10 protein-coding genes and 2 riboswitches are annotated in these 17,991 nt (G+C 57.5%); of the genes, 4 read left to right on the forward strand and 6 right to left on the reverse strand.

Translation table 11 applies throughout. From position 1 onward, the window contains the following. Nucleotides 1-60: 60 nt before the first annotated feature. Nucleotides 61-2,673: a glycosyl hydrolase family 18 protein gene (locus tag A9G06_RS16655; RefSeq protein WP_069555915.1), complete on the reverse strand. Its 2,613-nt coding sequence runs from the start codon at nucleotides 2,671-2,673 to the stop codon at nucleotides 61-63. A gap of 104 nt (nucleotides 2,674-2,777) precedes the next feature. Continuing rightward, nucleotides 2,778-2,865: riboswitch (cyclic di-GMP riboswitch) on the reverse strand. A 315-nt stretch (nucleotides 2,866-3,180) separates the two neighbouring features. Here A9G06_RS16655 and A9G06_RS16660 point away from each other — a divergent pair. Further along, nucleotides 3,181-4,416 carry a sensor domain-containing diguanylate cyclase gene (locus tag A9G06_RS16660; protein ID WP_069555916.1) on the forward strand — a complete coding sequence of 412 codons (1,236 nt, stop codon included), beginning with the start codon at nucleotides 3,181-3,183 and terminating at the stop codon, nucleotides 4,414-4,416. A gap of 127 nt (nucleotides 4,417-4,543) precedes the next feature. Here the strand turns inward: A9G06_RS16660 and A9G06_RS16665 are convergent, their stop codons facing one another. Then, nucleotides 4,544-7,138 carry a glycosyl hydrolase family 18 protein gene (locus A9G06_RS16665; protein WP_069555917.1) on the reverse strand — a complete coding sequence of 865 codons (2,595 nt, stop codon included), beginning with the start codon at nucleotides 7,136-7,138 and terminating at the stop codon, nucleotides 4,544-4,546. A gap of 102 nt (nucleotides 7,139-7,240) precedes the next feature. Continuing rightward, nucleotides 7,241-7,328: riboswitch (cyclic di-GMP riboswitch) on the reverse strand. 234 nt (nucleotides 7,329-7,562) lie between these two features. Continuing rightward, a complete protein-coding gene (locus A9G06_RS16670) occupies nucleotides 7,563-11,018 on the reverse strand; it encodes a PAS domain-containing hybrid sensor histidine kinase/response regulator (RefSeq protein ID WP_069555918.1) in 3,456 nt (1,151 codons plus the stop codon). Nucleotides 11,019-11,242: 224 nt separating this feature from the next. Here A9G06_RS16670 and A9G06_RS16675 point away from each other — a divergent pair, with 224 nt between their 5' ends. Genes A9G06_RS16675 through A9G06_RS16685 form a run of 3 tightly spaced genes read left to right on the forward strand, consistent with a single transcriptional unit; the run spans nucleotide 11,243 to nucleotide 13,308 of the window. After that, nucleotides 11,243-11,866: a DUF2975 domain-containing protein gene (locus A9G06_RS16675; protein ID WP_069555919.1), complete on the forward strand. Its 624-nt coding sequence runs from the start codon at nucleotides 11,243-11,245 to the stop codon at nucleotides 11,864-11,866. Between the two features lie 7 nt (nucleotides 11,867-11,873). Further along, entirely contained in the window at nucleotides 11,874-12,083 is a 210-nt protein-coding gene (locus A9G06_RS16680) for a helix-turn-helix transcriptional regulator (protein ID WP_005335250.1), read from the forward strand. A gap of 7 nt (nucleotides 12,084-12,090) precedes the next feature. Beyond that, nucleotides 12,091-13,308 (forward strand): hypothetical protein, encoded by a 1,218-nt coding sequence (locus tag A9G06_RS16685; RefSeq protein WP_069555920.1) that lies wholly within the window; start codon nucleotides 12,091-12,093, stop codon nucleotides 13,306-13,308. Between the two features lie 77 nt (nucleotides 13,309-13,385). Here A9G06_RS16685 and A9G06_RS16690 read toward each other — a convergent pair whose 3' ends face one another. The 3 genes from A9G06_RS16690 to A9G06_RS22295 all read right to left on the reverse strand — a co-directional run bounded on the left by A9G06_RS16690 (nucleotide 13,386) and on the right by A9G06_RS22295 (nucleotide 17,985). Continuing rightward, a complete protein-coding gene (locus A9G06_RS16690) occupies nucleotides 13,386-14,540 on the reverse strand; it encodes a 3-phenylpropionate MFS transporter (RefSeq protein WP_069555921.1) in 1,155 nt (384 codons plus the stop codon). 402 nt (nucleotides 14,541-14,942) lie between these two features. Next, nucleotides 14,943-15,476, reverse strand: a complete 534-nt coding sequence (locus tag A9G06_RS22050; protein ID WP_139126269.1) for a hypothetical protein — start codon at nucleotides 15,474-15,476, stop codon at nucleotides 14,943-14,945. 1 nt (nucleotide 15,477) lies between these two features. After that, nucleotides 15,478-17,985 (reverse strand): pesticin C-terminus-like muramidase, encoded by a 2,508-nt coding sequence (locus A9G06_RS22295; RefSeq protein WP_069555922.1) that lies wholly within the window; start codon nucleotides 17,983-17,985, stop codon nucleotides 15,478-15,480. Nucleotides 17,986-17,991: the final 6 nt, after the last annotated feature.

Genomic DNA, 17,991 nt, shown 5'->3' on the forward strand with positions numbered 1-17,991 from the left:
TTTGTGGCAAAAGGCAGAGCCCGCCTGAACAGGCTCCGCCATCTTCATCATGGACTCAACCTAGGGGCAGCTTGCTGCCCCGACATCCAGCCAGACATCGTGCTTGCCCGGCTCATTGCCTTGAGTCCACCACTTGGCCTTCCACTGACGGCCGTTGTGGTTGGTGAGATCCCCGCCGTTGTAGGCAACGGCTGCGTTCCAACCCAGATCAACCTGACTCACCAGCGCCCACTGATCGGCGGTGCGGCTCGGCTCATTACCCTGAGTCCAGTACTTGGCCTGCCATACCAGCTGGTTGTGGCTCACCTTGTCACCGCCGTTGTAGACCTTGCTGGCCTGCCATGCGGGAACGTTGGCTGCTTCCGGATCTGTGGTGTTGCAAGAGCCCCCTTCACCGCCTTCGTTGATCGGCGTGACGGTGAGACGGGTGGCCGCGTTGGCATCGAGTGCGCCATCGGAGACGGTCACAGAGAGGTCATAACCGGTTTCGGTATCCACCGCCGGGCCGGTGACCACCAGGGTGGCGCTGTTCTGGCCGGTCGCCGTGATACCGGCAGGCACTTGCCATTGATAGATCAGCTCGTCGTCGTTGGGGTCGGATGCCTTGGCGGTGATGGTCACTTGCTTGCCCTCTTCCACCTTGACGCTGGTAGGCAATGTGACCACTGGTGGCAGGTTGGGCTGTGGCGCCTTGTTGGTCACCACCACCTCATCCCTGGCGGTCAGTTGATGGTCATCGGTCACCGTCAGCTCGAACACCAGATTGATGTCGGTTGCCACGGCATCCAGTACTACACGGGCCTTGGCCTGAGTGGCATCAAGCAGAGCGGCCTGCGGGCCGGAGACCTGCCTCCAGCTATAGGTGAGAGCGCCATTTTCCGGATCGTGTGACGCAGAGCCGTTCAGCGTCACCTCGGTCGGGCCGGTGACACTCAGATCGCTGCCCGCGTTGGCCACTGGCGGCTTGTTGGCTGGCGGGGTAACCCCTTCACCGTGACCGAGACCTTCATGCATGGCGTTGAGGATGTCGCCGTTGTCGGCATCGATCTCCCAGGAGAAGAGCCCGCCCAGCTTGTTGGCCAGCACGTATTGGCCTTTCGCCTTGACCGAGCGCTCGTCGTCATAGGTGATCAGCTCGCCGGTGGAGGGCTTGAACAGGGTGGCCGCTTCGGCAGTCTCGTCGTAGTTGTACTCCCAGCCTGCGCCCATATGGCTGTTGACGATGTGGCGATAATCCAGCACGCCATCTTCCCAGGTGCCCTTGATCTTGCCGGTGGCGGTGCCGGTGAAGGGATCGTTGCCCTGATATCCGCTCACCCCTTTCCAGCCGCGACCGTAGGCGGCGGCACCGATCACCAGCTTCTCCGAGTCGACCCCTTGCGCCAGCAGTTGCTGTACCGCTGCATCAGTGTTGTAGCGCTTGTTGGCCGAGCCGTTGATGGCCTGATAGAGGTTGGCCTGATGACCCAGGGAGGTATTGCTCCAGGCACCGTTGTAGTCGTAACTCATCACGAAGAGGTGATCCATGTACTGCTGGGCAGCCTTGTAATCCACATCCTCAATCTTGTCGTAACCGGCACCGATGGCGGAGGTGAGCTGATAGGTGCGACCGGTCTCGGTCTCCAGCTCGTCGAGCATGGCGCGCAGATCCTTCATGATCAGCACATAGGTTTCACCATCTTTGGTCTTGTCCCCCAGATTGGGGTTGGCACCGTCACCGCCCGGGAACTCATAGTCGATATCGACACCGTCGAAGAACTTCCAGGTCTGCAGGAACTCTTTGACCGAGGCGACGAACACGTCACGCTTGGCCTTGTCATGCATGAAGAAGAAGGGGTCGGAGAGGGTCCAGCCACCGACGGAGGGGAGGATCTTCAGGTCCGGATAGGCCTGTTTGAGGGCCATCAGATTACCGAAGTTGCCCTTGTAGGGCTCATCCCAGGCGACCAGTGACCCCTGCCCTTTTTGCAGCGCGGCCCAGGGATCGTGAATGGCGACCTGGAAATCCTTGCGCCCGGCGCAGGCTCGTTGCAACGCCTGGAAGCTGCCGGCAATCTCTTTGAGGCTGTCGTTGAGGCCATCACCGCCACAGATCGGGGTGAAGCCATAGAGGATATGGGTCAGGTTCTGGGCCGGCAGCTTGTCCACGGTGAAGTTGCGATCATAGACCCCCCACTCCACATAGTAGGTGCCGACCACCTTGCCGGACTTGTTGACATAGGGTTTGTTATTCTCCTGCAGGGCAGGCTTGAGCGGCGCAAGGTGGCTGCCGTCGGTATCGGCGACCACGATCTCCTTGGCATCAGACAGGGTGCAGCCATCGCCGTTGCACAGCGCGACCTGCATCTGATAGCGGCCCCCCTTGTGCACCTTGAAGGTGGCGGTACCCGCGGCGGAAGAGGGACCGGACCACACCTCCTTGCCATCCAGCAACACCTTGGCACTCTGGCCGATATCGCCGTTCCAGATATTCCAGGTGACGGTCACATCGGCGCCATCCTTCACCTTGACCAGCTCGTTATAAGCGGTCGCGGACTGGTTGACTTCGACGATGGCAAACTTGGTGGGGCCCCAACCGATAGCGGGTTTGCCGGGAGCTGCCGCATAAGCGGCGGAGGAGGCGAGCAGGGTACCGACCATCATAGCCAGCAGTGCGGGTTTTGGACTTAGCATATTGCTTTCCTTTTCGTTTCGTTATGGGAAAAACGAAAGGGCAACGCAACACGACAGGTGACACAAAAACGGCCACCCCTTGGCAAAGGCAGCCTGCATACTACTGTGGTGGCCCCGCTATCCTAGGTCGTCTTGACCCTTAGACCGGAAGCTTTGCGTCCCGACTTTTCAATCGGTTTGCCCTTGTCACAACGTTATTTCTGGCGATAAATAATCGCCGATTGACTGTAGGGTAATTCTGATAAGTAAGCAAATCGGACCATTGTCCGCCCACCGGTTACCAACCCCGACAATTACCCACTTTCAAGAAATTAATGTTTAAAAAACAGCCGGATATGCAGACCTAATCTCATCACCTCCAACCAGATACCTCACACCATTTTTTTGATCTGCATCACACCAAATTTAGAAAAATCAATGAGTAAGAACAATATGCGACAAAAGACCCATCTGTATCGCAACTAATGAATTTATAATCGCCGCTTTGCATGGCCAGCAGGTGTCTTCATGCCCAGCGAATTGCCCTCACGCACCCGATTATCCAGATACGACAAATTTGTTCGTTTGACGATTTATGCCTTGCCACTGGCCGGGATGATCTGGCTTATCAACAGCCTCAATGGCTGGCAAAGGGCGCCGCTTGCCACCACCTTGCTAGTCCAGAGCTACCTTGTCTGCACCTTCTGGCTCTATCGCCACTACCGCTACCATCTGCACCGCCAGTGGCAGCATCTGAGTGAGGCGCTCAAGATCAACGAAACCACCGCCGAACTGGCGCGCAACTCGGCGCAATACCAGACCGAAGAGGCCTTTCTGGAGGATCTGCTCAGACGAGCCGTGATGTTGATCCCGGGGGCCGAGATGGGCTGCCTGATCAAGCTGCTGCCGGGCACAGGCATGTTGAGGTATGAAGCCGCCATCGGCATGGATCTGGTGAAACTGCGGCGGATCAATCTGCCGCTGGAGCACACCTTTCAGTACAAGCTGACTCAGGGGCGCTGCAACAAAACCCTGCTGATCAACGACCTGTCGAAGATAAATGCCACCATGCCCCTGTCCGAACAGGACAGAGAGCTGCTGGTCAACTGCACCGACCTGCCCATCCAGGCCACGCTGGCGACCCCGATCCATATCGATGGTCAGCTCTACGGCATGATCAATATGGACAGCAGCAAACGTCATGCCTTTACCCGCTACGACAGCCACCTGATGGCGATCCTGGCGCGGGATATTCGCCACGCCATCACCATCTATCAGCAGTCCCGCCGCATCTATCAGCTGGCCAATACCGACCAGCTGACCGGACTCGCCAATCGCCAGCAATTCGAACTCGCTCTGCAGGGGCAGCCGGAAGGCACCCTGCTGCTGATCGACATGGATAATCTCAAACAGCTCAATGACAGCAGTGGCCATTTGGCGGGTGATCAGGCCCTGCGCCTTATCGCTGATGGCATACGCCAGCACTTCGGTCAGGGGGTGATTGCCGCCCGCTTTGGCGGGGATGAGTTTGTGCTGCTCACCACTCTGACACCGACCGAGCTGCAACAGGCGATGGCCAGGCTGACGACCATGCTGGCCAGCGCCTCCCCCACCATCTCGTGCAGCATGGGGATGGCCCCCTATCGCGGCGACTTTGCCGCCGCGTTTGCCAGAGCCGATGCCGACATGTATCAACACAAGCGGCACCACAAAGAGCAGCGTGCGGCACAGATGCCAGCTATCGGGGAGAGCATTAATCACTAGGCAAGAGTGAGCACTTTGCAGGGACACGAGAGAAGCTGGGGGAAACCGGTTGGCAGATCCGCCAGAATGTGGCGAAGCGGGGAGAAAAAACGGGGCATGACTGGCATGCCCCGCCACCATTCAATGCTTATTTACAGCTGGCGGCTCCCACATCCTGCCAGACGTCGTGTTTGCCGGGCTCATTGCCCTTGGTCCAGTACTGCGCCTTCCACTGACGGCCGTTATGGGTGGTGAGCTCGCCACCGTTGTAGGCCACATTGGCATCCCAACCCAGTTGCACCTTGCTCACCAGCAGCCACTGATCCGCGGTGCGGCTCGGCTCGTTGCCCTGGGTCCAGTACTTGGCCTGCCACACCAGCTGGTTATGGCTCACCTTGTCGCCGCTGTTATAGGTGCTGGCCGCTTTCCAGACTGGCCAATTGGCCGCATCCGGATCGGTCGCCGTGCAACCACCGCCGCTGCTGGCCGGTTTGACCGTCAGACGGGTTGCCGCACTGGCATCCAACCCGCCGTCGGAGACGGTGATACTCAGGTCATAGCCGGTATCGCTGGTGACGCTCGGGCCGGTGACCACCAGAGTGGCGCTGTTCTGACCCGTTGCGGTGATGCCTGCCGGCACACTCCACTGATAGGTCAACGGATCACCGTTAGGATCGGAGGCGGTCGCCTTGATGGTCACCTGCTTGCCCGCCTCCACAGAGGCCGTGGCTGGTACACTCACCACCGGCGCCAGATTGGCCTGCGGCGCCTTGTTGGTCACCACCACCTGATCCTTGGCACTCAACTGCTGGTCATCGGTCACTGTCAGCTCGAACACCAGATTGATGTCGGCGGACACAGCATCGAGTACAACACGGGCCTTGGCCTGAGTGGCATCAAGCAGGGCAGCCTGCGGGCCGGAGATCTGCTTCCAGCTGTAGCTGAGAGTGCTGTTTTCCGGATCGTGGGAAGCCGACCCATCCAGCGTCACCTCGGTCGGGCCGGTCACCTTGAGGTCACTGCCCGCGTTGGCCTGCGGCGGCTTGTTGGCTGGTGGAGTCGTCCCCTCGCCGTGGCCCAGCCCTTCATGCATGGCATTGAGGATGTCACCGTTGTCGGCGTCGATCTCCCAGGAGAAGAGGCCACCGAGCTTGTTGGCCAGCACATACTGCCCCTTGGCCTTGACCGAGCGTTCGTTGTCATAGGTGATGAGATCGCCGGTCGACGCCTTGAACAGATAGGGAGCCTCGGCCACCTCGTCGTAGCTCTTCTCCCAGCCACTGCCCATGCGGTTGTTGACGATGTCGCGGTAATCTACCACCCCGTCCTCCCAGGTGCCTTTCACCTTGCCGGTCGCCTTGCCGGTGAAGGGGTTGTTGCCCTGATAACCGCTCACCCCGGTCCAGCCACGGCCATACATGGCGGCACCGACCACCAGCTTGCCCGGTTCAACCCCCTGCGCCAGCAGCTGATTGACCGCCTTGTCAGTGGTGTACTTGGTATCGGGATCCCAGCTCGCCGCATAGAGGTTGGTCTGGTGGCCCAGCTCGGTGTTGCTCCAGGCACCGTTGTAGTCGTAGGTCATCATGAAGATGTGGTCCATGTAGGGCTGGGCCGCCTTGTAGTCCACATCCTGGATCTTGTCGCCCCCCGCTCCAATGGCGGAAGTGAGCTCATACTGGCGACCGGTCTCGGCCTCAAGCTCGTCAAGCATGGCCCGCAGCTCCTTCATCAGGGCCACATAGGTGGCACCATCACTTGGGCTGCCCAGTTTCGGGTTGGCGCCCTGTCCGCCCGGGTACTCCCAGTCGATATCCACACCGTCGAAGAACTTCCAGGTCTGCAGGAACTCTTTCACCGAGCCGACAAACACGTCACGCTTGGTTTTGTCACCGAGGAAGTAGAAGGGGTCGGAGAGGGTCCAACCGCCGACCGAGGGGAGGATCTTGAGGTTCGGATAGGCCTGCTTGAGCGCCATCAGGGCGCCAAAGTTGCCCTTGTAGGGCTCGTCATGAGCAGTGAGGTTGCCTTGCGGCATCTGGATGGCAGCCCAGGGATCGTGCATCGCCACCTTGAAGTCGGCCCGGCCGGCACACGCCCGCTGCAGCGCCTGGAAGCTCCCTTCGATCTCCTTGAGGCTGTCGTTGAGGCCATCCCCGCCGCAGATGGGGGTGAAACCATAGAGGATATGGGTCAGGTTCTGGGCCGGGATCTTGTCCACCGTAAACTTGCGGCCATAGACCCCCCACTCCACATAGTAAGTCCCAACCACCTTGCCGGACTTGTTGGCGTAGGGCTTGTTGTTCTCCTGCAGCGGCGCCTTGAGTGGCGCCAGATGGCTTCCGTCGGTATCGGCGACCACGATCTCCTTGGCATCAGAGAGGGTACAGCCATCGGCGTTGCACAGCGCCACCTGCATCTGGTAGCGCCCGCCTTTCTTCACCTTGAATTTGGCGCTTCCCGCTGCGGCGGAGGGGCCGGACCACACCTCCTGACCATTGAGCAGCACCTTGGCACTCTGGCCCAGATCGCCGCTCCAGAGGTTCCAGTTCACCTCCACATCGGCGGCATCCTTTACCTTGACCAGATTGTTGTAGGCAGTAGCCGCCTGATCGACTTCAACGATGGAAAACTTGGTGGGACCCCATCCGATGGTCGGCTTGCCGGGTGCCGCAGCATAAGCGGACGAGGCGCAGCACAGACCGACCGCAAGGGCCAGCATGGTAGGCTTTGGACTTAGCATTTTTATATTTCCCTATTTCGTTATGTTGGCAACGAAAAGGGCTACGCCCTGACAGGTAACGCAGACGGCAGTGCGGCCTCTTGGCAAAGGTGCACAACAACCTGTGGTGGCCCCGCTATCTCAAGTACGGCTCATCCCTGGACCGGAAGCTTTGCGTCCCGATCTTGCGATCGGTTTGCCCTTCGGTTACTTCATTTGCGATGCAAAAAATCGCATCCCGACTATAGAGTGAGCCAATCCGGTCTGCCACTGTCTGCGTTCACCGACAGTGGCAAGCCAATACAGTAACTGGCAGCGATTACGCAGGAAGATGAAGATATCTTCGCCAATAAATCTCTGTTTTCGGCATTTATCCATGACCAGGGTCCACGGGATCATTGCGCGATTTTGTGAGCAGGTTCACGGCTAGCCGCCCCGGCTGCGGCTAGCGCAGCAGCAGGCTGTTCATCAGGGCCCGCAGTTTGAGCGGTTTGACCGGTTTGCTGATGTAGCCATACCCCCGCTCGCGGATCTGCGCCTGCAACTCGCTCTTGCGATCGGCACTGATGATGATGCCTCCCAGCTCGTCGCCACACACCCGTTGCAGGGCAGCGAGCGCCTCCAACCCGGTCTTGCCATCATCGAGGTGGTAGTCGGAGAGCACCAGTCTCGGCACAAACCCCTCAGCCACCAGCACCTCGGCTTCTGCCAGATCGACGGCGCAGCGCACCTCGCAGCCCCAACGGCCAAGCAGAGTGCTCATGGCGGTCAGAATGTCCCGCTCATTGTCGATACAGAGCACGGCTACCCCCTCCAGCTGGCTGTCACGCGCCACCGGCGCCGCCAACTGATGGGCAGTGACCGGCCGGGTCGCCAGATTGAGGGTCACCGCAAAGACCGAGCCCTTGCCCGGCCAGCTTTGCAATGTGAGCTGATGACCGAGCACTAGCGAGATGCCGCGGGCGATGGCAAGCCCCAGACCCAGCCCCTGCTCCTTGGCGGTGCGGGAGTGATCGAGGCGGGAGAACTCGTCGAAGATCGCTTCCTGCTTGTCTTGCGGGATGCCGGGGCCGTTGTCCCACACCTCGATGCGGATCTTCTCCCCCATCCGGCGGCAACCAAGCAGCACTCGGCCGCCCGGGTTGTAGCGAAACGCATTGGTGAGGAAGTTCTGCAGCACCCGGCGCAGCAGCCGCACATCGCTGTGCACCGCGTGCTTGCTCTCCACCACCGAGAAGTGGATCCCCCCCGCCTGCGCCAACACACCAAACTCCGCCTTTAGGTTGTCGAGCAGATCGCGCAGGGCAAAGTCGAGCTTCTTAGCCTTGAACTTGCCCGCTTCGAGCCGCGAGATATCGAGCAGATCGGTGATGAGATCCTCGGTCGCCCCCAGCGCATCGTCGATATGGCGGGCTATGCGGGCCTGCTCACCAGCATCGGGCAGCATCTCCAGCAGGGAGGAGGTAAACAGCTTGGCGGCATTGAGGGGCTGGGTCAGATCGTGGCTGACCGCCGCCAGAAAACGGCTCTTGGATTGATTGGCCCGCTCCACCTGCTGGTTCACCAGCAGCAGTTGGCGGTTGAGTTCGGAGAGCTCACGGGTGCGCTCGGCCACCCGCGCCTCCAGATGTTCGTTCGCTTCGCGCAGCACCCGCTCCGCATCGCGAAACGGCGTGATGTCGGTAAAGGTCATGACGAAACCTCCGGCGGGCATGGGGTTGCCCTGCATCTCGATCACCCGCCCGTCCGGGCGCTCCCGTGCCGAGATATGGGCGCTGCCGCGCTTCATAAAGGCGACCCGCCGCGCCACGTGATCCTCGATATCGCCGGGGCCGCAAAGCCCCTGCTGGGCGTTATAGCGGATGATCTCTTCAATGGAGCGCCCAGCCTGAATAAGCCCGGGCGGATAGTGGAACAGCTCGATGTAACGGCGGTTCCAGGCCACCAGCCGAAGCTCCCTGTCTACCACCGAGATCCCCTGCCCGATATGCTCGATCGCCCCCTGCAGCAGGCCGCGGTTGAAGCGAAACACATCGGAGGCCTCATCGACTATGGTGGCGATCTCCTCGAGCTGCATGTTGCGACCTTGCAGGGCCGAGGCGAGCACCAGCCGCGCCGACGAGGTACCAAACACTCCCGCCAACAGCCGCTCGGTGTGGGCAATCAGCTCGGCCGAAGCCTGCATCTGGGGCGCCAGGGTGCCGCCCCGCTCACCGGCGAAACGACCAAAGGCGCGTTTGACCCGGCTTGAGCCGACGAAACGGGCCGCCAGCATCTCCAGCTCCTTTACCGAGACCCGCGCCTGATAGAGGGCAGCGGTATCGCGGCTCGGCTTGCCGACAAAGTTGGCCGCCTGCAGCCGCTCGCTCACCGCAGGGCGTGACAACAAGGAACCGGCCACATAACCGAGCAGGTTGAAGAGCAGGCTCAGGAAGATGCACCAGGCCCCGAGGCTCAACTCGCGAAACGCGGGCCAGTCCGGCGGTGCCAGCAGCTCGGCCAGCGGTGAACCGGCCAGCAGCCCGCTCTCCACCAGCAGGGTCACGAACCAGAGGCTTACCCCGAGGCTCAGCCCAAGATAGACCCCCTTGCGATTGCCGTGACGCCAGTAGAGGCCGAGCAGCAGGGCCGGCGCAAACTGGGCCACGGCGCCAAAGGAGAGATAGCCGATGCGCGACAAGCTGGTGAGATCGCCGAGCCAGAGGTAGAGCCCCCAGGCCGCCAGCAAGATCAGCAAGATGGCGCCACGGCGCACCTGCAACAGCAGCCGTACCAGCCGCTCGTCGCGCCCCTGCCGCCAGAAGCGGCGCAGCAGCACCGGCAGCACCAGATCGTTGCTCACCATGATCGCCAGCGCGATGGTGCAGACGATCACCATGCCGGTGGCCGCCGAGGTGCCGCCGAGAAACGCCAGCATCGCCATGCCATCGAAACCGAGGGCCATCGGCAGACTGATCACATAGGTGTCGGAGGCCATATCGGCCCCCACCCACTGCTTGCCCGCCAGCGCCAGCGGCCAGATAAAGAGCCCCATCACGAACAGGTAGAGCGGGAAGATCCAGCGCGCCCAGTGCAGATCCTGCCCCTGATTGTTCTCCACCACAGTCACATGAAACTGGCGCGGCAGGCAGATGACGGCGCACATCGCCAACACCGTATAGATGGCAAGCTCAAGCAGATTGCCGGGGCTCACCGCCACCACCTGCGCAAAGAAGTCACGGGTCACCTGTTCGTGAGCCTCGCCCGGTTTGCTCAGGATCAGCCAGAGGGCGAAGCCCCCCACCGCGATAAAGGCCAGCAATTTGACCACCGACTCGAAGGCGATGGCCACCACCATCCCCCTGTGGTGCTCGGTGGCATCGAGATGACGGGTGCCGAACAGAATGCTGAACAGCGCCAGCAGCAGAGTGACCCCGAGCGCCAACTCGCTGGTATTGCTGGTCGGGCTGATGCCGCCGCTGTTGACCATCAGCAGATCCAGCCCGGTGACGATGGCTTTGAGCTGCAACACCAGATAGGGGAGGATCCCCATGATGGCGATAAGGGCGATCACCATGGCGAGCCGCTGGGATTTGCCGTAACGGGCGGCAATAAAGTCGGCGATGGAGGTGATGTGCTCGCGCTTGGCCACCAGAATAAGGCGAGCCAGCAGCCGCCAGCCAAACAGAAAGACCAGCATGGGGCCAAGGTAGATGGGCACCGGCGACCAGGGGGATTCACTCGCCTGCCCCACGGTGCCGAAGAAGGTCCAGGAGGTGCAGTAGACCGCCAGCGACAGGCTGTAGAGCAGCGGTTGCCCCTTGAGACGGTGCCGTTTGTGCTTGTCTGCCACGAAGGCGATCAGAAACAGCAGCCCCAGATAAGTGAGCGACAATCCGATCAGCAGCCATCCCTGGTGCATCGATAACTCCTTGTCCATGTTGAGTTTTTGTATACAACCTCGCCAGTCTAGAGAGGCTGCTGCCAAAAGTCATCCCCTTCGGACAGATTGAAATTATCGTTTTTCAATAAGTTTTGCCTTGACTGAATATCGTAAAACGATAAACATTCGCCCATATACATATTGATAAACAATAAACTTCAAGCCATTTCGCCAGCGAGATGGCCACCACCATGAGGTTCATGATGAGAACGACCAAACTCGAACGCCTGAGCGTGCTGATCGAGTGGCTGCTGCTGTTTGCCCTGCTCGCCACCCCCACCATTACCCTGATGGAGACCTGGTCCCATCTGTTTGGCGGCAATGACCTGCTGCAAGAAGAGCTCAACCAGATCATCCACAGCAGCGGCTCGCACATTCTCAATGGCGTGCCGCTGGCCAATGGTAAAACGCCGTCCCTCGACCTCTTCCCAGAGCCGCCTCTTACCATTGCCGACTATCCGCTGCGTACCGCCAACCGACTGCTCGGCACCCTGGTGCAGTTGTTGCCGGATCTGGTCTTTATGCTGATGCTGTGGCAACTGCGCCAACTGTTTCGCGGCTACCGCCACGGCCTGCTGTTCACCTTCGAGCAGATCCGCCGCTACCGGCAGATCGGCGTGCTGCTCTGCGTCTCCTTCCTCGTCGAGCTGATCCAGACCCCCTTGCTCGATACCGTCCTCACCATGAGCGGACCCGAGATACATGGCTCCGTCTCCATCAGCTCATCCGATTTCCGGCTACTGCTGGCGGGACTGATCGTACTGGCGCTGGCACTGGTCATGCGCGAGGCCAAACTGCTGGCCGACGAACAACAACTGACGGTGTGAGGATCCTATGCCCATTATCATCCGGCTCGATGCCCTGCTGGCCGAGCGCAAGATGACCGCCCGCGAGCTGGCCCAGCGCATCGACATCACCGAGGCCAACCTCTCGATCCTCAAGAATGGCCACGCCAAGGCGGTGCGCTTCTCCACCCTGGAGGCCATCTGCCGTGAACTCAAATGCCAGCCCGGCGATCTGCTGGGCTACGAGCAGGAGCGCTAACCCTCTTATGAGTCGTCATATCACCCTGTTTGCCCTGTGGCTGCTGCCGCTGTGGGCCTGCGCTGGCAATGACGCGCACGGCCCCCGCTATCTTATCGAGCAGGGCGCCAGCGCCAATGTGCTGCAAGTGCGCCTCACCATGCAGGGCGAGCCCCCTTTTACCCTGCTCCCCGCCCGCCAGTTGCCTGGCAGTACCGCGCCGGTTTCACCCGAGCTGGTCTGCCTTGCAGACAACCAGCCAGTTGCCCTCAACCAGCCCTTCTCTTGCAAAGAGATCGGCTGGCAGATCACGCTCACAACGGCTCCGACTGTGGGTGCTGATGCCTCGGCCCAACAGTCGCTGTTGTTTGCCCCCAACCAGTGGCTATTGACCGAATGGGGCAATCTGGTGCGCCAGCTTGGGAGCCGCCGAGGGGAGGTCTGTCTGCCGGATGGCAGTTGCCAATCGCTGCCAGATGTCAACCAGCCGCCGCTGATCCTGCCGTTTGGTCTGCAAACTGTGCCCGTCACCAAGCCGGAGCCGCGGCTGGTGCTGAGCCATGACGAGACCGCCAATCAGCTCGATCTGCCGGCCTTGCAGCAGCAACTGAATGAGATCATCGACTATCTGGCCTTCCAGCTCGATGTGACCCCTCCCACTCACCCGTGGCAACTGGTGTGGCTCGGGCGAGATGTGGCAACCCACTCCCTTGGCGGAGCCGCCGGGGATCAGGTGTTTGTCGCCAACTACCCAACCATGAATGGCAAGCCGACGCCTCAGGCGCCCTTGCGCCTGCTGCGCACCTCGGCCCACGAGGCGGTGCATATCCTCAGCGCTCGCCGTGCTGATCCACAGCCCACCTGGGTTGAAGAGAGCCTCGCCGAGTACCTCGCCATCAAGGCACTGCGCCGCTTTCGACTGCATCAGGTCTCGGCGCTCAACGAACTGGCCGGGCGGGGCAAACAACTGCCTCATAGCGATAGCGGCCTCTATCGGGCTGCCCGCGAAGTGATGGCTGGCGATCGCTCCTACTACCCGCTCTTTTACGTCAAGGGGAGCGCCTTCTGGGAGGCACTGGATCGGGAGCTGCAACACAATGACGTGACGCTGGCCCGACTGCTGCCCCAACTGGGCTGGCTGCCGGATGGCCGCTTTGATGCCGCATCCAATGAGCTGATTGCAGGCACCATCGGCTCGGATACCTGGCGCCGCCTCAGCCGCCACTATCTTGGCGAGCAGCAGTAACGCCGCAAACCGCAGCAACAAAAAAGGGAGAGCCGTGGCTCTCCCTTTTGTTAGGTGATGATTCACATAGACAAATATCAGGCTGGAGCACTCTCCTGCGCAGACGGCGCAAAGGGGCGCAGCCGCAGGAAGAAGACCGGCAAGACCACCAGCACCATCAGGAAGAAGATGCCGCCACCAAGAGGCTCGAACAGCACGCCACAGACCGCCATCAGGGCCGCCACCGTCATGCCGAGGCCAAGGGCCGCATAGAGCGCTTGGGTCGGGATCAACTGCTCGGCGGGCAGCTGGCGAGTCATGAAGCGCACAGCCCCCAGATGGCTCATGCCAAACGTCACCGAGTGGAGCAGTTGCCCCAGCACCAGTACCCACAACTCGGTCGAGGCACCCAGCAATACCCAGCGCACCACACAACCGATGGCTCCGGCGATAAAGAGGCTCTGCGCCCCGAAGCGTTGCAAGAAGCGCTTGTCGGCGGCGAACATGCAGATCTCCGCCACCACCCCGAGCGCCCAGAGATAGCCGATGATGGTGCCGCTATATCCTTGCGCCTTCCAGTAGATGGCGCTGAAACCGTAATAGGCGGCGTGGCTCCCCTGCAGCAAAGCGGTCAGCAGCAAGAAGCGACGTACCGGTGCACAGCGCAGAGTCGCCAGCAAAGAGGCCTTGGCCCGCTCGCCCTGACTATCCTGTGGTGCGGGATAGAGCGGCAACCAGCTGAGCAGCAGCATCAGCACCAGCCCCGCCACCATGGTGTGCAAAATCCACTCGCTACCGAAGTTGCCCACCAGCGCCCCCACCAGGGTAGAGGCGACGATAAAGGCAAAGGAGCCGCACAGCCGCACCTTGCCGTAATCGAGGTGCGCCTGCACCACCATGCGGGTCGCCAGCGCCTCCCCCACCGGCATCAGGGTCGGATAGATAAAGTTCGCCAGCAGGGTCAAGCCCACCAGCCACCAGAGGTTATGACTGAGATAGAAGCCGAGAAAGGCCAGCAGACTGAGCAGGGAGAGCAATCGGGTAACCGGCAGCAGATGACCCGCCCCCTTGATCTGCCCCATCACCATCAGGTTGCCGGCAAAGCGGATCGCCATCCCCGCCCCCAGCAGCAGACCTATCATCTCGGCACTGACGCCCACCCCCTCCAGCCAGAGCGACCAGAACGGCAAGTAAGCGCCGTAGACAAAATAGAAGGCGCCGAAAAAGAGCGCTAACCAGGAAAACGCGGGCATAGATCCTCTGCAACCGGATGACGGGAGCAGAATGATAACCCATCCTCCCCCGCAGATCCCGATGGAAACCCCGCGAAGAAAACGAAAAAACTTCAATAAAATTGAACTATTACCGAAGAAGCGGGGTCTACCTGATAACACCTCCTCCTGGTTAGTGTTGCAATCCTTCCACCCGCCCATGGCGGGTTTCTTTTTTGTCCCCTAATCACTTTTTCTCATCACCTGGATCTGCATCTCGGATTCAAATTTAAATCCATCCTCACAACAAAAGATCATCTGGATACAGCACATCTTCGAGCTATCCTGCAACTCAAGATAAAAATACACCGGCGTTAAGCCGGTGTCAGGTGATAACTAGAACGGTACAAATCGAGCTTACGAGCTCTATGAACCTTCCTTTATTTATGCACCATACTTATCAATAAGATAATTTTTAATTTTTTTGGCATTATCTAATGCATAATTTTGCATTTTACCATTTTTTATAATCTGATAACCAGAAAGAGCATCATCAGTTTCTGAACTTAAATTTAGTTCATATTTTCCTTCTTTACTTTTTCGATATGTTTTAATTTCATAAAAATAAGGATATTCTATACCATTATTTTCATAATTTACATTCCAGCGAAGAAGTATAGCAACATTCCTCTCTTTATTTACAGGAACAAAAAAAACAGACATTAATTCCACTGGTGCATCTGAATGATAAAAAGTATCAATCAAATGATTTTGCGTTCCCTTAGGTGACTCATACCCAAGATAAAACTCTATATCTTTTTTATCTGAAGTGCTTTGAAAGCAAATATATCCTTCATTGAAGGATATATCTCTGAAAGGGCCCTGAACAATTGCATTGTTGTTATTACCACACGCATGTGCATATGTTGAAAACAAAAAAATAAAAATTAACAGTAACCTACTTAAAATACTAGTCATATCATTCTCCCCCTGCCAATTCTTCTTCAATAAATTTAGCTTCACCTTCACGGCGGTCTCTTAGGCCCCGCTGGTTAGCCCATAACCTTTTCATACTCCTTAGTCTGGCAGGTATGTTTTTAATATTCCCTTTAGAAAAATCATCGCCTATTTCTCTCATTTCACGACGACTATCTATTGGATCCCCTATTTTCGGTTTTTTTAATGATGGACCTCTGTTATAAACCAATGACAATATGGCACCAGCACTATCTGGAGGTAGGTTAATAGCTTGTGGGTAAGTGTTGACAACAACTTGACAGTATCGTTCCTTTAAACGCATTGCCATATCTAGTGCTCGTTCTTTATCAATCGAAATGTCAGATAATTCATGAACAATAGCTCTTGCATTATCCCCTTTTTTACCAATTGCGGTTAACAAACGCTCCACCTGTGGAGCCGTATAATAATCACTCAACATAGTCCGTGCTGATGAGATTTCTTGTTGTCCTAAATCGTACCCATACCCAATAGTAACGCCACTTGACTGATCTCCTTTGGGGACATATGGTTTGGGCATGTATGCTTCCCAAGACAATATAAATTCCGCAGATTTTTTAGAAATTCTATAAATCCCAAGAGTGGTATTAAAATCGATTGTATCTCCGCTTGGGTGCTGCTCTGTTATTAATGCCATTATTCCTATTGGTGAAAAATGCCAAACCTCTTTCTCCAGCTTTAACTTGGTCGCACTCTGCATCCACTCCAGCTTATCGATACGCTGCTTTTCATGATCAACCAGTAAATCAAAGTTTGGCAGGCCAATCTTGGTCATAAGCTTATCCAACCATTGATAACGGCTGGCTGAAGACTTTTCATACCACTCGCTGAGATGTTTGACAATGAGCTTGTGCAACTGCTCACTGTTTTTCGGATTGCTCAAAGCGGCATGAATTTCGCCGCTGCTCAGCTTGCCATCCTTATTCTTATCAAAGCTTTTCACCAAATCAGTAAAAAGGGAAGGCGGCGCATCGGGATCCAGATAACCGTCGGAGCCACTACCATCGACCTTTTTAAAACCGATCTTCAACCAGTCATGCTGACTCAATAACTCAACTTGCTCTTTCTTGACATATTTATCTGATGAGACACAGACCCACTCCTGCTTGGCAGCATCCTTTTCCAGCTTGGGTGATTCAACCAGCACTTCCTTGCTTTTATCCTTGGTCGCCATCCACTTGGCTTTGCCTGCCTCACTCTTCTTCTCATGGAGTATCAAATCGGCAGGCACTTTGGCATAGGTTGCACCACCTTTCGTTCCCGCCTTGTTGGCCAGAACATCGTCCAGACGGGGATCCTGGGTGAACACCTCAAGATGGACCTGATGCTTGCTTTGCTTGCCCCCAATCAGGGACCCCGGTGTTTCCACCAAGCCGAGATAGCCTATGGTTTCACCTGCAGCAATTGCCACGGGAGATGGCAGCACATATAGCTCGTCGAGATGGGAGGGGGGAAGTCTTTTAGCTTTGATAAACTCATCTTCAACGCACACCCAGGCGAGACCACAATTCCCCTGAGCGCCACTCCCACTCGGCATGACATATTTGCATCTGGCCATCTTGCGCGCTTTATCACCAATCCAATGGAATTCGAGTTGGTGGGCATCATACTGCAACTTGGTGCCAGCTGGCAGTGAGACATTGCCACTGCCAGCCATCAAGCGACCACTTTTATCATCCAAGACAGGATCTGCACGCCCAGCCATGTCCTTCAATAGCTCTGCATTTATCTGATCGAATAGCCAGGTGGGCACATTGGGTTTGATAAAGGTCACGGCATCCGGGCTATTAGCGATCCAGACTGAACTCCCTTCACTGACCAATACCCCCGCCTTTTCAGCCTCTTTTATCTGGGCATTGGACAGCTTACTCTTGATCTTTACCTTGATAAAATCATACTCCTTGCCCCCAACGCTCCCCTTTTTTTGGGGAGTGCTGCTATCCATCTCCAGTTCAGTATCCTTAGGCAAAGTGAAACGGGGCAAGGCAGCATCGGCACGCTGCTGCTCTGCATCAGGATTCGCATGGGGAACAGAATTGCGAGCATTCCAACCCTTTTTCAACACCAGCTTCTCGGTACTTTGGTACTTATCCCAAGGCAACAGGTGCATATAGAGCGAATAAAAGGTGAACTCGTTTTTAGCTTTTGTTTCTGCATTGATTTCACAATATTCGTGTTGGATCAGGCAGAAGCAGTTGGAATAACGCAGTGACTCCCCCTGAAATTCAGAGGTCAGATAATCCTTCATCATCCGAAAAGCCACGACTTTGCCGTCAGCAATGGCTCGGACAGGATATTTATCCTTGCTCCAGGGGGCGCTCTGGTCGCTGATATGAATACCTCCGTGCCATTTGTTGTGATTACCAAGGAGATAATGACCGGATTTTTCGCCATTAATAAGTGCCGTCAGCGCTTTAACATCCTTGAATTCCTCACCTTTAGCAGTGAGGATGGGAAATGCAAACTTCATGCTTTC

This window comes from Aeromonas sp. DNP9, from assembly GCF_001728955.1.
GTDB lineage: Bacteria > Pseudomonadota > Gammaproteobacteria > Enterobacterales > Aeromonadaceae > Aeromonas > Aeromonas veronii.